Source organism: Pantoea sp. X-Soil-TKNS-1279, from assembly GCF_059730565.1.
Genome location: NZ_AP035948.1, coordinates 742,256 through 757,486 on the forward strand (window position 1 = coordinate 742,256; position 15,231 = coordinate 757,486).

Consider the following 15,231-nt stretch of genomic DNA (forward strand, 5'->3'; position numbering starts at 1 on the left):
CTCGATCTGTCCTCTCTCCCATAAGGGAGAGGGAGGTTTGTGAACTCGATCTGTCCCCTCTCCCGCTTGCGGGAGAGGGTTAGGGTGAGGGCACAGGCCGCACCTTACTGCGTTGATTTCACCGGATAATCAGGCTTCTTATCGTTACCGGCGATATACGGGCTCCACGGCTGGGCGCGAACCGGTTTGTCGGTCTGCCACACCACGTTGAACTGACCGTTCTCTTCGACTTCACCGATCATCACCGGCTTATGCAGATGGTGGTTGGTTTTGTCCATGGTCAGGGTGAAACCGTCCGGCGCTTTAAAGGTTTGTCCGGCCATCGCGGCACGTACTTTATCCACATCGGTAGTACCGGCTTTCTCTACCGCCTGCGCCCACATATGGATGCCGACATAGGTCGCTTCCATCGGGTCGTTGGTCACCACGGTGTTGGCGTTCGGCAGGTTATGTGCTTTGGCATAGGCTTTGTAATCGGCGACAAACTTCGCGTTGGTCGGGTTATCGACTGACTCAAAGTAGTTCCACGCCGCTAACTGGCCCACCAGCGGTTTGGTATCGATACCGCGCAGTTCTTCCTCGCCCACCGAGAAGGCGATCACCGGAATATCGGTGGCTTTGATGCCCTGGTTTGCCAGCTCTTTGTAGAACGGCACGTTGGAGTCGCCGTTGATGGTGGAGATCACCGCAGTTTTGCCACCCGCAGAGAATTTCTTAATGTTGGAGACGATGGTCTGGTAATCACTGTAACCAAACGGCGTATACACTTCCTGGATATCTTTGTCCTGTACCCCTTTCGAATGCAGGAAGGCGCGCAGGATCTTGTTGGTGGTGCGCGGGTAGACGTAGTCGGTGCCCAGCAGGAAGAAGCGTTTAGCGCTGCCGCCGTCTTCGCTCATCAGATATTCCACCGCCGGAATCGCCTGTTGGTTCGGTGCCGCACCGGTGTAGAACACGTTCGGCGACATCTCTTCCCCTTCGTATTGCACCGGATAGAACAGCAGGCCGTTCAACTCTTCAAACACCGGCAGCACCGATTTACGCGATACCGAGGTCCAGCAGCCAAACACCACCGCGACTTTGTCCTGCGTCAGCAGCTGACGGGCTTTCTCGGCAAACAGCGGCCAGTTGGAGGCCGGGTCAACTACCACCGGTTCCAGCTTTTTGCCCAGCACGCCACCTTTGGCGTTAATTTCATCAATGGTCATCAGCGCAACATCTTTCAGCGGTGTCTCCGAAATGGCCATGGTGCCGGAGAGTGAGTGCATAATCCCCACTTTGATGGTATCGGCAGCCTGGGCACCAAAGGCAAAGCCCATGCTGACAACGGTAGCGGAGAGAGCGAAAGCCTTAAGCAACGAACGTCTTTTCATCGTTTAAACCCCTAAATGTGTAATGTGTTGTTATTCAATGGGTTGAAGCCTGGCCTGCTGTAACATGTGTAAAGTGATTTTTCTGACCTCTGCTTTGCTGACGGCGATATGGTCGGTCAGAATGCGCTGTGCCTCCTCGGTATGTTGCTGAAATATCGCCCGTAAAATCTGAGCGTGCTCGCGGTACGTGGCATCGACCCGGTCGTCGCGCGTGAAGTCGAGACGACGGATGATGCGAATTTTTTCGGTCAGTTCGGCGTGCACACGGGCCATTTCCCGGTTGCCAGTGGCGCTGACCAGCGCCATATGAAAGGCTTCGTCGTGCAGTGACACGGTTTTGCCATCTTCCAGACGCGGGTTATCGATCCAGAAAATTTTCAGCTCGGTCAGGGTTTCCGCGCACTGCAACGGCGGCAGCGAGCAGAGACGGCGCACCGCTTCGCGTTCCAGCACGGTGCGGAAATCGTATAGCTCCTCGAAGTATTCAAAGTTGAACGGCTTAACCTGCCAGCCGCTGCGGAACCACACCTCGACATAACCTTCCCGCTCCAGCCAGAAAAGCGCCTGACGCACCGGCGTGCGGCTGACCTCCATCCGTTCGGCGATTTCGCTTTCGCTAAAGCGGTCGCCGGGCATCAGGCGAAACTCGAAAATATCGTTCTTCAGCGCCTGGTAGACTTTCTCTGCCAGCGCTTCCGGACGGCCTTTGCTGCGTTGCGGGCTGGTACTCATGGGCATTCCTTATTCCAGCCACAGCAGGGTGTCGCCCGGACTCACCGGACGCCCCGCCTGGCAGGCGATACGTTTCACGCGACCCGCCTCGGGTGCGACAATAGCCAGCTCCATTTTCATCGCCTCGACGATGATCAGCGTCTGACCGGCGGCCACTTCATCACCCGGCTGCACCAGCACTTTCCAGATGTTGCCGTTCATATCGGCGCTCACCGCCAGTGCGGAGTCGTCCTCTTCCGCCACCACCAGTGTCTCGTCACTGGTCAGTGGTGCGTTCTGCTCCTCCTGCGCCCACAGCGTCACTTCCTGTTCAAAGGCGGCGGCCTGGCGGGCACGGAACTCAGCGATCGAGTCGGCGTGCTCAACCAGGAATTGCCGATGGGCGGCGAAGTCGAACAGCGTCTCCTCGATGCGGATACGTGCGCGACCTTCGCGGAAGTCGTCGCGTAACTGTGTCAGTTCTGCTTCGCTTACCGGGTAGAAACGCACCTGATCGAAGAAGTGCAGCAGCCAGGGTTCGTCGGCCGCGAACTGATCGTTTTTCAGGAATTTGTTCCAGATGGGCAGCGTGCGGCCGACCAACTGGTAGCCACCGGGGGAGTCCATGCCGTAGATACACATGTACATGCCGCCAATGCCTACGGTGCCTTCAGCGGTGAAGGTACGCGCCGGGCTATATTTGGAACTCAGCAGGCGATGACGCGGATCGACCGGCACCGCGCAGGGCGCGCCGAGATAGACATCGCCCAGACCGAGGATCAGGTAGCTGGCATCGAAAATGGTATCGCGCACCGCTTCACGGCTCTCCAGGCCATTAATACGCTGAATAAAGTCGACGTTGTTCGGCAGCCACGGGGCAGTGGCGCGCACGGTTTCTTTGTAGCGTTCCACCGCGCCCAGCGTGGCGCTGTCTTCAAATGCCATCGGCATCCAGACAATGCGCGACGGCACTTTCAACTGGCTGACATCACCCAGTCCGGCTTCCAGTTCCAGCAGCAGCGCCATCAGCTGCGGCTGGCTGAGGATCAGGCTGTCGTAGCGCACCTGCAACGAACGCACGCCGGGTGACAACTCTTCCACACCAGGCACGGCGCGATCCCGCAGTGCTTGCATCAACAGATGCACGCGCAGGCGCAGCGCCAGATCCAGCACGTTGTCGCCGTACTCAATCAGCACGTATTTATCACCGGCCTGGCGATATACCACTGCCGGGGTGCTGGTGGTGGCGGGTAATGCCGCCAGCAGCGTCGCCGAGCCGATGTCGCTGGCCGCCAGTGACGGTACGTCAAACGCAGGTGCATGGGCAGAACGCAGGGTCGCGACGCTATGGGCCTGGGCTTTCTCCAGCGCCACCGCTTCGTCGGCGCTGATCGGGTGGAATCGGATACGATCACCCGGCTTCACCTGACCAACTTTCCACAGCTCGGCTTTGGCGATGGTGACCGGGCAGACGAAGCCGCCGAGGCTTGGGCCGTCATGGGTAAGGATCACCGGGAAGTCACCGGTGAAGTTCACCGCGCCGATGGCATATTCACAGTCGTGCACGTTGGAAGGATGCAACCCGGCTTCGCCACCGTTGGCACGCGTCCAGCTCGGTTTCGGACCTACCAGACGCACACCAAGACGGTTGGAGTTGTAATGGACCTGCCAGTCGCTGGCGAAGAATTCATCGATAGCGGCCTGGGTGAAGAAATCCGGTGCGCCGTGCGGTCCGTAGAGTACGCCGATACGCCATTCGCTGCCGTAGTGCGGCACCAGTGCGTGATCGAGCGCCTGGGGTTCGCTGACTGGCGCAGGCGTGGTGCAGGCCGCAAGCAGAGGTTGGGAGATCGGCAGCATATCGGCGACGCGTAGCGTACGTCCGGCATGGCCGCCAAACTGGCCGAGTGAGAAGGTTGAACGGCTGCCGAGATACTCCGGCACATCAAAACCGTTACGCACGGCAAGATAAGTGCGACAACCGCTGTGGGCGCGGCCCAGTGTCAGTGTCTGTCCTGCCGTGACCTTGACCGGTTGCCAGTAGCTAACCGGCTCACCGTCGAGATCGGCCGGGCAATCGGCACCGGTCAGGGCAATCAGCGCGTCGCTGTGAAAACGCAGCGTCGGGCCTTGCAGGGTGAATTCCAGACCGGCAGCGGCTTCGTGGTTACCAACAATGCGGTTGGCAAGACGGAAGGCAAAATCATCCATCGGGCCAGATGGCGGCACGCCAATATCCCAATAGCCGAGGCGACCCGGAAAATCCTGAATGCTGCTGAAGGTGCCGGGTTGCAGCACTTCAATCACGCTGGCCGCCGGGGTGAAGCTGTCGAGGTAACGTGTCCAGACCTTGCCGCTGCGGAACGCCTCGGTGGCAACGATCTGACGCAGATAATCCAGGTTGCTGGCGATACCGTGCAGTTGGGTGGCCCCCAGCGCCTGCTGCATTTTCGCCAGCGCGGCATCACGGGTGTCGGCATGGACGATCAGCTTGGCAACCATCGGATCGTAATACGCGGAGACTTCGGTGCCGGTATCGATCCAGCCATCAACGCGCACATCGTCCGGGAAGCTGACGCCGGTCAGCACGCCAGGGCTGGGCTGGAAGTTTTTCAGCGGATCTTCCGCGTACAGGCGCACTTCAATGGATGCGCCTTGCGGTGCCTGCTGCATTCGCGCCCAGTCGAGGCTGTCGCCCGCCGCCACTTGCAACATGCACTCCACCAGATCAAGACCGGTGACGCACTCGGTGACCGGATGTTCGACCTGGAGGCGGGTGTTGACTTCGAGGAAATAGAACGCGTCCTGTTCGGCGTCGTAGATATATTCCACAGTGCCTGCGCTACGGTAGCTGACCAGCTCGCCGAGACGCACCGCTGAGGCCAGCAGCGCTTCACGCGTGGCCTGCGGTAGGTTTGGCGCTGGAGTTTCTTCCACCACTTTCTGATTACGACGTTGCAGCGAGCAGTCGCGTTCGCCCAGAGCAATCACTTTGCCGCTGCCGTCGCCAAAAATCTGTACTTCAACATGGCGGGCGCGATCGATGCAGCGCTCAAGAAACACGCCTGCGTCACTGAAAAATTGTTCGCCGAGACGACGCACGCTCTCCCAGGCGTTGCCCAGCGCATCGGCGTCGGCGCAACGCGTCAGGCCGATACCACCACCACCGGCGGTGCTTTTCAGCATCACCGGATAACCGATGCGATCGGCAGCGCTCAGGGCTTCTTCCAGCGAGGTCAGCAACGCGGTGCCCGGCGTCATCGGCACGCCAGCACTGGCTGCCAGTTCACGGGCGCGGTGCTTGAGGCCAAACTCGCCAATCTGCTGCGCGGTTGGGCCAACAAAGGCGATACCGGCTTCTTCGCAGGCGGCGGCAAACGGCAGGCTCTCAGAAAGGAAACCGTAGCCCGGCCAGATGGCTTCTGCGCCGGTTTCTTTAGCGGCAGCAAGGATTTTGTCGATTCTCAGGTAGCTGTCGCTGGCTTTGTCGCCGCCAAGGGCAATCGCCACATCAGCCTCTTTCACATGGCGAGCGTTGCGGTCAGCGTCGGAATATACCGCCACACTTTTCACGCCAAGACGTTTCAGGGTGCGGATAGCGCGGCAGGCAATTTCGCCACGGTTAGCAATCAGAACGGTACTGAACATGATTATTTACTCCCCAGGGATGTCAGCCAGTTGCGCCAGCCGCCAAATTCGGTGATCTCCAGTGCCTGTTTCAGCACCATCGGTTCACAGATAAAACCTTTCACCACCCGGCCATCGGCCAGCGTCAGCGAGCCAATTCCCAGCGGCGGCGGGATTTCCGCCACAAACTCGCCAAAGCGTGCCAGCGGGATATCCCACAGCTCGACGGTGATCGCTGCCCCTTGTTCATCGCGCAGCAGGCCCGGTTTTTTGATCGGCCCATCCAGCAGCGCAAACAGGCGGTAATGGCTGGCGGTGGTGGTTTCCTCCACCAACACCGCCTGGCGGGTGGTGAGTTGGAAGTTGAGCGGCATACCGGTGAGGTGGGCTCCCACGACTGCGACGCGCACATGATCGGCGGAAGGCGGCAGGGCGCGATGCTGCGTCGGCTGCGCTTTGCCGGTGGCACCGAGCGGCAATGCCAACTGCTGCTGCCAGCGCAGGCCGAATTCCACCAGGGCACGATCATGCCAGGCGGGGGCGATCAGGGTGATGCCCGCCGGCAGGCCATCGGCACGGAACGGTGCCGGTAGCGCCAGCGCGCTGAGGTCGGCCAGATTGGTGAAGTTGGTGTAGGTGCCGAACTGCGAGTTGTAGCGCACCGGCTCCTGCTTCATCTCTTCAATGGTGTGGATGGTGGGGGAGGTCGGCACCACCAGCGCATCGAACTGCGCCAGCGTTTGCTGAATTTGGCGCGTCAGTTCCGCGCGCAGATATTCGGCTTTGAAGGCATCGACCGCGCTGTAATCCAGACCGCTTTTCACGATGCCATAGACCACCGGGTCCATCTCTTCCGGGCGGTTGATCATCTCGCCCACCGCCACGGTGCGCTCCGTTACCCACGGGCCGTAGTACAGCTGCTCGGCCAGTTGCTGGAATGGGGTAAAGTCGATGGGGTGCAGCGTAGCACCGCTGGCGAGCAGGCGTTCCAGTGCACTGTCCCAGGCGGCTTCTGCTTGCTTGTCATCAAAGAATTCCGGGTTGGCCGGAATGGCAAAGTCGGGGTGCGCCTTGATGCTGGCGGGCGCAGTATGCGGATTGCTGCGCGAATAGGCATCGGCCGCGTCATAACCGCCAGCGGCGTTGGCGACGGCAAAGGCATCTTCCACCGTCAGGGCAAATACTGAAATGGTGTCGTTCAGGCGGCAGGCGGGCAGCAAACCACTGGCCGAGAACCAGCCTTTGGTCGGTTTCAGGCCCACCACATTATTGAAGCCAGCCGGTACGCGACCGGAACCGGCGGTATCGGTGCCGAGCGAGAAGCCTACCAGACCGCGTGCCAGTACCGACGCCGAGCCGGAACTGGAGCCGCCGCTGACGTAGTCGGCATTAAAGGTATTACGCACCGCACCATAAGGGGAACGGGTGCCGACCAGACCGGTGGCATATTGGTCGAGGTTGGTTTTGCCAATTACCACCGCGCCGGCGGCTTTAAGTTGGGCGACGACAAAGGCATCTGCGCTGGCGGTATAAGTCAGCGCCGGGCAAGCGGCGGTCGTCGGCCAGCCCGCGACATCGATATTGTCTTTGACGGCAAAAGGTACGCCAAACAACGGCAGTGCCGCCGGGTTGCGCAGATAGCTGGCTAACAGCGGCTCAATTTGTGCCTGAAGTTGTGCCGGGGTGGCGAGATACAACCACGCATTATCCTGGTTATCGATAGCTGCGAGGTGTGCTTCCAGCAGGGCGGTTATCTGCTGCGGTTCCTGTTGGTAACGCTGTTGCCAATCCTGAAGCGTGTAGCCAAAAGTCGATGCCATGAGTGAATTCCAACTGGTATACAAGATGGAATTCAACAGAGCAAAGGCCGTGCCATATTTGTAACGGAATGATTATGCGAAATTAGTTCCAGTACGATAAGTTTTTGTGATGAATAAGTGCACAATGGCGGCGCAGCATCTGGTCGATAGCGGTGCGTGATCGTAAATTTTATGAAGAACATGGCAAGAGCGTGTTGGCCTGGTTAGCATGAAGAAAGTCTGGCATGCAGCTGGATCGCAGCACAAAGAGGAGAGTGAAGTGGATAAGTGGCGTAACTGGATTATAGGGATCTGCCTGGTCAGTGCGGCCAGCAGCGTGTGGGCCGATTCGCTAGACCAGCAACGACAGCGTTATGCCCAGATAAAACAAGCCTGGGATAACAAGCAGATGGACACCGTGGCACAGTTGATGCCAACGCTACAGGATTACCCGCTCTATCCTTATCTGCAATACCGTATGCTGGCGCAGGATCTCGATCAGGAAACGCCGCTGGCGGTGAAGAATTTTATTCAACAATACCCGACGTTACCGCCTGCGCGTGCGCTCTCCACCCGTTTTGTCAATGTGCTGGCACACCGTCAGGCATGGCAGGAATTGCTGAATTTCAGCCCGGAAGCACCGCAACCGGTACAGGCGCGTTGTAACTGGTATTACGCCAAGTGGGCCACCGGCCAGCAGCAGGTGGCGTTTGATGGCGCGAAAGACATCTGGCTGCGCGGGACATCGCTGCCTAATGATTGCGACCAGTTGTTCTCAGTGTGGCAATCTGCCGGGCAACTCTCGCCGATCACCATCCTTGAGCGTATTCGCCTGGCGATGAAAGCGGGTAACGATAGCCTGGTCAATTATCTGGCGAAGATGTTGCCAGCGGATTACCAAACCATCGCCACGGCAGTGATGACGTTGCAGCAGAACCCGCAAACTGTCACCAGTTTTGCCAGCAGCGTTGGGCCAACCGATTTTACCCGCCAGGCCACCAACTTTGCTTTCGCCCGTGTGGCTCGTGAGGACGCAGAAAATGCGCGCCTGATGATCCCGGGACTGGTGCAGTCGCAGAAGATGGGACCGGCAGATGAGCAGGCGCTGAAAGAGATCGTCGCGTGGCGTCTCATGGGCAACGATGTGACTTCTGAGCAGGCGAGCTGGCGCGATAACGTGGTGATGAACAGCGAATCCACCACGTTGATTGAGCGCCGGGTGCGACTGGCTCTGGGTAATCACGACCGGCGTGGACTGAATACCTGGATTGCTCGCCTGCCGGTAGAGGCCAAAGAGAAAGATGAGTGGCAATACTGGCAGGCCGATCTGCTGATTGAGCAGGGACGTAAAGATGAAGCCGACGAAATCCTGCGCAAGTTAATGCAGGGACGAGGGTTCTATCCGATGGTGGCGGCCCAGCGGTTGGGCGTCGACTACCCGTTGCAGGTGAATCCGGCTCCGGCACCGGAGAGCAATCTGGTGCAGGGGGCGGAACTGGCACGGGTGCGTGAGCTGATGTACTGGGGGCTGGATAACCTGGCGCGCAGCGAATGGGCTAACCTGGTTTCCAGCAAAACCCGTGAGCAGCAACAGATGCTGGCGCGCTACGCCAATGAGCAGGACTGGTGGGATCTGAGCGTGCAGGCCACCATTACCGCCAAAATGTGGGACAGCCTGAAAGAACGCTTCCCGCTGGCATGGCGCAATCTTTATCAGCAATACACCAGCGGCAAAGCGATTCCGCAAAGTTATGCTATGGCGATTTCGCGTCAGGAGAGTGCGTGGAACCCGAAAGCGCGTTCGCCGGTGGGGGCCAGTGGGCTGATGCAGGTGATGCCCGCGACCGCCACGCATACCGTGAAGATGTATAACATTCCCGGTTATGTGAACAGCGGCCAATTGCTTGATCCACAAACCAATATCCAGATTGGTACGCAATATCTGGATTATGTCTATCAGCAGTTTGAGCAGAACCGTATCTTTGCCTCGGCAGCTTACAACGCCGGACCGTCACGAGTGCGTAGCTGGCTGAACAACAGTGGTGGGCGTCTGGATGCGGTGGCGTTTATTGAAACCATTCCCTTCTCGGAAACCCGTGGCTACGTGAAGAACGTGCTGGCGTATGATGCCTACTATCGTTACTTCATGGGACAACCCGATAAGATTCTGGCAGATAGCGAGTGGAATCGCCGCTACTGACTGTGTTATGCTTCCGTACTCGTTAATGAGTACGGAAGCCCTTCATGAGCCAACCCCTTTCTTCCCAGCCTGTTGAAAATAACTGGCTGCGTTTTGTTGACCTGATGCAAAATGCCTTCGCCGATGGCGTCGCCTTACCGTTGCTGCAATTGATGATGACCCCGGATGAGCGGGAATCTTTTGGCACGCGTCTGCGCATCATTGAAGAGTTGATGAACGGAGAGATGAGCCAGCGTGAGCTGAAGAATGAGCTGGGCGTTGGCATTGCCACCATCACCCGTGGCTCCAACAGCCTGAAAGAAGCCCCGCCGGAGCTGAAACGTTGGCTGGAAGCGCGTCTGGGACGCGCCTGATCACTGCTGGTATAACGGATGGGTGAACGGGCAAAGCGCCAGAATCAGCGCCTGATGGTAGACGCTGGAACGCGTCAGCAGCCCGTGGGTAAAGGCACCAATCGCCCCGCCTTTCTGTTTGATATTTTCCACGCCGGTTAAGCGCGCCATTTCATCACCCAGCTCATGACCGGCGCTCAAACCTGCCATCACTACTGCTGGCAGCGTAAAGCTGGCGGAGCGTGATTCACCGCGCTGCTGCGCATTTTCCACCACCATCCATGCGAAGGCGCTGTCGCCTTCAATTCCGGCTTCAATGGCCACCCAAAAGTCCGCATCCGCTTTTTTGGTGCGTGCGTTGGCAACACGCTGACGTGCGCCAGTTCGCGTTTCGACATCCGTCAGCGGCTGGGCTGCAACGCCGCTCTCGACCTCGACCCCTTCAATATGGCAGGATCCTTCGCCGAAAACGTCGTTGAACGCTTGTGCAATCGCGCGGATTTTTGCCGGATTGATGGTGGCTGCGACAACATGGTACATAATTGTTTGAACCCTTAAGGCAAATTTGTCGCAGTATAACGGAAATTAAGCATGCTACAGGTCTATCTTGTTCGTCACGGTGAAACGGTTTGGAATGCGGCCCGACGCATTCAGGGGCAGTCCGACAGTCCGCTGACGGAGAAAGGTGAGCAACAAGCCCATCAGGTGGGTGAGCGCGTTAAATCGCTGGGGATTACCCATGTGATTGCCAGCGATTTAGGACGTACTCGTCGCACTGCGGAAATTATCGCGGATGCCTGCGGTTGTGCGGTAACGCTTGATGCGCGCCTGCGCGAACTCAATATGGGGGTGCTGGAACAGCGCCCAATCGAAGGGTTGACGGCGGAAGAAGAGAGCTGGCGGAAAACCCTGGTGGATGGCACCGAAAACGGTCGCATTCCTGGCGGTGAGTCGATGGCGGAGATGGCGGCGCGGATGCACGCGGCGTTAAATGATTGCCTCGGATTACCGGCAGGCAGCCGTCCACTGATTGTCAGCCACGGTATGGCACTCGGCGTGCTGGTGAGTACCATTCTTGGTTTACCGGCACATGCCGAACGCCGTTTGCGTCTGCGTAACTGCTCCATCTCTCGCGTTGACCATCAGCAGAGCGCCTGGCTGGCAGCGGGCTGGGTGGTGGAGACGGCCGGGGATGTGTCACATCTGGATGCACCAGCGCTGGATGAACTGCAACGCTGAAGCGCAATATGAAAATGCCGTCATGACGACGGCATTTTGCTGTTAGCGTTCCTGCACCGGACGTATCGGAATCAGATACTCGCAGCGAATCTCGGTAGGTGGCTCGCTACGCTTCTTGCCACCGTGGGTGAAGAAACGTTCGATATCCTGCCCCTGACGACGTACCAGGCCCAGCGTGGGCATGCAAGTCCCGTACAGCAGCAGAATAAATTCCTGCAACGCGGTACGCGGTCCGTTATAGGTGAACTGCACATAATCACCCGCTTCCAGAATCACACTCTGATTGGATTGCATGCTTTTTGCCAGTTGATCGGCAGGCACCGCGGTAGTGTAGAGAATCTCCTGCTCATCATCCTTTTCATGGCTGGCGCGTACCTGATGCAAGCCATACAGCACCGGTGGCACGGTATCGGTTTCCAGCAGGAACTGTTTCCAGAAATGCACACGCATTTCGTCGCGATAGCTGGAGATCTGCTCCAGCGTGCAGCTGTAGCTTTGGGTTTGACCCACCAACACCGTTTCCGGCAGCGTGACAAACTGCGGCTCAGGCATGTGGTTATCTTCCAGACGAATCGGCGGGCGGATACCGAAGGAATTCCAGTCTGACGAACGACGATACCAGGCGGGCGTCTGATTAAACTGCTTTTTGAACGCACGGGTAAAGGTCTGCTGGGAATCGAAACGGTATTGCAGGGCGATGTCGAGTATCGGACGGCTGGTGAGGCGTAACGCCACCGCGGCCTTAGACAGCCGGCGAGCGCGGATATAAGCGCCGATCGCGTGGCCTGTCACGTCCTTAAACATGCGCTGCAGATGCCATTTGGAATAGCCCGCTTTCAGGGCGACATTATCCAGTGAAAGGGGTTGATCCAGATGGCTCTCCAGCCAGACAAGCAAATCGCGAATGATACCGGCTTGGTCCATAAAACATCCTCATAACTCTCTGGTGGCGCAACTTATGAAGTCGTCGAATAATAGCACGAAATGCAAAAAGGCGAGAGGGCGGTTTTGTAAGTCGACTGTGCTACATCAATGCGGGTTGTTACCCATTTGGTTTGGTTCTGTTATCGATTGCCAGTACATTACATTCTCATCTATTCCGTTTGCAATGGTAACTCCATGACAATAGCTCGCCTTCTTATAGTCACCCTGGCAACATATGCCTTCGCGGGATCCCTCCAGGCAGAGGAGATCGGCTCAGTTGACACGGTTTTCAAGATGTTTGGCCCCGATCATAAGATCGTGGTGGAAGCCTTTGATGACCCCGATGTAAAAAATGTAACCTGTTATATCAGCCGGGCGAAAACCGGCGGGATCAAAGGCGGATTAGGTCTGGCCGAGGACACTTCCGATGCGGCGATTTCCTGCCAGCAGGTAGGGCCGGTTACGCTGAGCGATAAAATTGCGCAAGGTAAAGCGCAGGGAGATGTGGTGTTCCAGAAGCGCACATCGCTGGTTTTTAAGAAGCTACAGGTTGTACGCTTTTATGATCAAAAGCGCAACGCGCTGGTCTACCTGGCCTACTCAGATAAAGTGGTGGAAGGCTCGCCAAAAAACGCGCTGAGCGCTGTGCCGATTATGCCCTGGCATTAACAACAGGCTGGCACCTATTCGTAGCGGCGCGATTTATCGCGCCGCTACAGAACAGATATGTGCAGATTAGTCCTGCAACTCACCGCAGAAGCGATAACCTTCGCCATGAATGGTGGCGATGATTTCTGGGGTATCCGGCGTAGATTCGAAATGCTTACGGATACGGCGGATGGTGACATCCACGGTGCGGTCATGCGGCTTCAGCTCGCGACCGGTCATCTTTTTCAGCAGGTCAGCACGGGTCTGAATTTTGCCTGGGTTTTCGCAGAAGTGCAGCATGGCGCGGAATTCACTGCGCGGCAGCTTGTACTGCTCGCCGTTCGGGCTGATCAGTGAGCGGCTGTTGATATCCAGCTCCCAACCGTTGAAACGATAGCTTTCCACCTGACGACGCTCCTCATTGGGCATCGCCAGATTCATGGTACGCGACAACAGGTTACGCGCACGGATGGTCAGCTCACGCGGATTAAATGGCTTGGTGATGTAATCATCCGCGCCAATTTCCAGACCAAGGATTTTGTCCACTTCATTATCACGGCCGGTGAGGAACATCAGCGCTACGTTCGCCTGCTCACGCAGTTCACGCGCCAGCAACAAGCCGTTTTTGCCCGGCAGGTTGATGTCCATAATCACCAGATTGACGTCGTTTTCCGTCAGAACCTGATGCATTTCGGCGCCGTCGGTGGCTTCATAGACCATGTAACCTTCAGCCTCAAAGATGCTTTTGAGGGTGTTACGCGTGACCAGTTCGTCTTCAACGATAAGAATGTGCGGGGTCTGCATGTTTCGCTACCTAAAATTTGCCAACAAATCGAAAACAGGGCGTACGGCGGTTGCACTTACTGTTAATCGTAACAGCATGCCGTTCGCAACCGGTGTACGAAATAATCTTCGGAATACACCATCCATCTACGTCAACTTCAGTGTTAGCTCAGCCAGTCAGGATGAATATTTGCGTGCCCCGTGGGTATCGGACTGGCGCTTATCCTAACCGTATTAACAGCAACCTAACAGCACCAACAACAACCGATAAGCATAAAAACAACGCTTCGTTGACTTATATCAAATGCAAGTGTAGCACGTTAACACTTTTATGAAAAACTTCTCCAGGAATGCCAGCTTAGCTCACAAAAAGCAGCATTTTTGCTACATTCCGGCTGCATAATAGCAAAACAAAAACTTGCCGGAAATTATATTTCAATAAGATGATATCTAATGCTTTTATAATAAAATGGCACGGAAATTTAGCTTTAATACGTTAATTTATGCTACCTCGCGCTTTTATTCTGTTTTAACATCCTTAACATCTTATTTTCTTATATCCACATGGTTGGTATTTTCCGGTGTGCATGCCAACATACGCTGAGTTGTTAACAGTTCGATGGAAAAATCATGCATTTCCCCCTCATTCTTGTCTCTCCCGCCCGACCAGAAAATATCGGTGCCGCCGCCCGTGCCATGAAAACCATGGGTTTTAGCGAGTTGCGTATTGTCGCCAGCGATGCCTGGCAGGATCCGGCGGCCCGACGCGTGGCGCACGGCGCAGGCGAAATCCTTGATAGCGTAAAAACTTATGACACGCTTAGTGACGCACTTCAGGACGTGGACTTCTCGGTCGCGACCACGGCGCGCAGCCGGGCGAAGTTCCGTTACTACGCTACACCCGCACAAGTGGAAACCATTTTGCAGGAGAAACGCCAGTGGCTGAGCCGGATAGCGCTGGTGTTTGGCCGCGAGGATAGCGGATTGACCAATGAGGAGCTGGAACAGGTAGACCTGCTCACCGGCATTCCGATGGCAAACGACTATCCCTCGCTCAATCTCGGGCAGGCAGTGATGGTGTATTGCTACCAACTCTCTGCGCTGAATCAGGTGGTGGCCCAGCCCGCAGCGATGGCGGATGCGCAGCAGTTGCAGGCGTTGCGGGTGCGTTTCCAGCAATTGTTGGTTCGTCTGGCAGTGGACGACGATGCCAAGATGGTGGACTGGATCGATCAACGTATCGGTTTGCTGGAACAACGTGACAGCGCCATGCTGCATCGTCTGCTGCACGACGTAGAAAAAAAACTTATAGATAATAACTCGGGTAAATCCTGACTTTGCAGTGACAGATCGGGAGTTGTGGCTATTTGCTGAACGATCCCGATGGCATTTTCCGGGCAAAGCGCAGCACTGCGTAGTGGCGAAAAATCCGTCTTAGGACAAATTCGTTGACTTAACGTGCGCTTTGCTTTAATTCTGGAAGGCAGACGGACAATCAAGACAGACAGAAAAAAATCTCAATGCGTACAAACAGCCTGAACACCACCATTATTATTACCACCACCATTACCACAGGTAACGGTGCGGGCTGACGC

At 56.8% G+C, this 15,231-nt stretch carries 13 protein-coding genes and 1 other annotated feature (1 of these 14 running past the window's edge); of the genes, 6 read left to right on the top strand and 7 right to left on the bottom strand.

All coding sequences use genetic code 11. The features are described from left to right. Positions 1 to 104 precede the first annotated feature (104 nt). The 4 genes from urtA to atzF are packed head-to-tail and all read right to left on the bottom strand — an operon-like array spanning position 105 to position 7,531. On the bottom strand, positions 105 to 1,373 hold the full coding sequence (gene urtA / locus AC6I8N_RS03385; RefSeq protein WP_021184799.1) for an urea ABC transporter substrate-binding protein: 1,269 nt from the start codon (positions 1,371 to 1,373) through the stop codon (positions 105 to 107). A 30-nt stretch (positions 1,374 to 1,403) separates the two neighbouring features. Next, on the bottom strand, positions 1,404 to 2,105 hold the full coding sequence (locus tag AC6I8N_RS03390; protein WP_021184798.1) for a GntR family transcriptional regulator: 702 nt from the start codon (positions 2,103 to 2,105) through the stop codon (positions 1,404 to 1,406). 9 nt (positions 2,106 to 2,114) lie between these two features. Beyond that, positions 2,115 to 5,732, bottom strand: a complete 3,618-nt coding sequence (gene uca, locus AC6I8N_RS03395) for an urea carboxylase (protein ID WP_497830046.1) — start codon at positions 5,730 to 5,732, stop codon at positions 2,115 to 2,117. Between the two features lie 2 nt (positions 5,733 to 5,734). Then, on the bottom strand, positions 5,735 to 7,531 hold the full coding sequence (gene atzF / locus AC6I8N_RS03400; RefSeq protein ID WP_497830047.1) for an allophanate hydrolase: 1,797 nt from the start codon (positions 7,529 to 7,531) through the stop codon (positions 5,735 to 5,737). 259 nt (positions 7,532 to 7,790) lie between these two features. Between atzF and sltY the strand changes: the two genes are divergently transcribed. Beyond that, positions 7,791 to 9,710: a murein transglycosylase gene (gene sltY / locus AC6I8N_RS03405; protein ID WP_497830660.1), complete on the top strand. Its 1,920-nt coding sequence runs from the start codon at positions 7,791 to 7,793 to the stop codon at positions 9,708 to 9,710. A gap of 44 nt (positions 9,711 to 9,754) precedes the next feature. Then, complete coding sequence (gene trpR, locus AC6I8N_RS03410; RefSeq protein WP_497830048.1) at positions 9,755 to 10,063, top strand: trp operon repressor; 309 nt, start codon at positions 9,755 to 9,757, stop codon at positions 10,061 to 10,063. Here the strand turns inward: trpR and yjjX are convergent, their stop codons facing one another. Then, positions 10,064 to 10,582 carry an inosine/xanthosine triphosphatase gene (gene yjjX / locus AC6I8N_RS03415; RefSeq protein WP_497830049.1) on the bottom strand — a complete coding sequence of 173 codons (519 nt, stop codon included), beginning with the start codon at positions 10,580 to 10,582 and terminating at the stop codon, positions 10,064 to 10,066. A 51-nt stretch (positions 10,583 to 10,633) separates the two neighbouring features. Here yjjX and gpmB point away from each other — a divergent pair, with 51 nt between their 5' ends. After that, positions 10,634 to 11,281, top strand: a complete 648-nt coding sequence (gpmB, locus tag AC6I8N_RS03420) for a 2,3-diphosphoglycerate-dependent phosphoglycerate mutase GpmB (protein WP_021184793.1) — start codon at positions 10,634 to 10,636, stop codon at positions 11,279 to 11,281. A gap of 42 nt (positions 11,282 to 11,323) precedes the next feature. Here gpmB and robA read toward each other — a convergent pair whose 3' ends face one another. Beyond that, positions 11,324 to 12,205, bottom strand: a complete 882-nt coding sequence (gene robA / locus AC6I8N_RS03425; protein ID WP_021184792.1) for an MDR efflux pump AcrAB transcriptional activator RobA — start codon at positions 12,203 to 12,205, stop codon at positions 11,324 to 11,326. Positions 12,206 to 12,400: 195 nt separating this feature from the next. Between robA and creA the strand changes: the two genes are divergently transcribed. Then, complete coding sequence (creA, locus tag AC6I8N_RS03430; protein ID WP_013507798.1) at positions 12,401 to 12,874, top strand: protein CreA; 474 nt, start codon at positions 12,401 to 12,403, stop codon at positions 12,872 to 12,874. Positions 12,875 to 12,940: 66 nt separating this feature from the next. Here the strand turns inward: creA and arcA are convergent, their stop codons facing one another. After that, entirely contained in the window at positions 12,941 to 13,657 is a 717-nt protein-coding gene (gene arcA / locus AC6I8N_RS03435; RefSeq protein ID WP_013507799.1) for a two-component system response regulator ArcA, read from the bottom strand. A 609-nt stretch (positions 13,658 to 14,266) separates the two neighbouring features. Here arcA and AC6I8N_RS03440 point away from each other — a divergent pair. Together AC6I8N_RS03440 and thrL are read left to right on the top strand one after the other, a co-directional pair. After that, on the top strand, positions 14,267 to 14,971 hold the full coding sequence (locus AC6I8N_RS03440; protein WP_497830050.1) for a tRNA/rRNA methyltransferase: 705 nt from the start codon (positions 14,267 to 14,269) through the stop codon (positions 14,969 to 14,971). A 185-nt stretch (positions 14,972 to 15,156) separates the two neighbouring features. Continuing rightward, complete coding sequence (thrL, locus tag AC6I8N_RS03445; protein WP_071783593.1) at positions 15,157 to 15,228, top strand: thr operon leader peptide; 72 nt, start codon at positions 15,157 to 15,159, stop codon at positions 15,226 to 15,228. Further along, positions 15,164 to 15,231: a sequence feature (Thr leader region), on the top strand; it runs 54 nt beyond the window's last position. Its footprint overlaps the gene before it by 65 nt.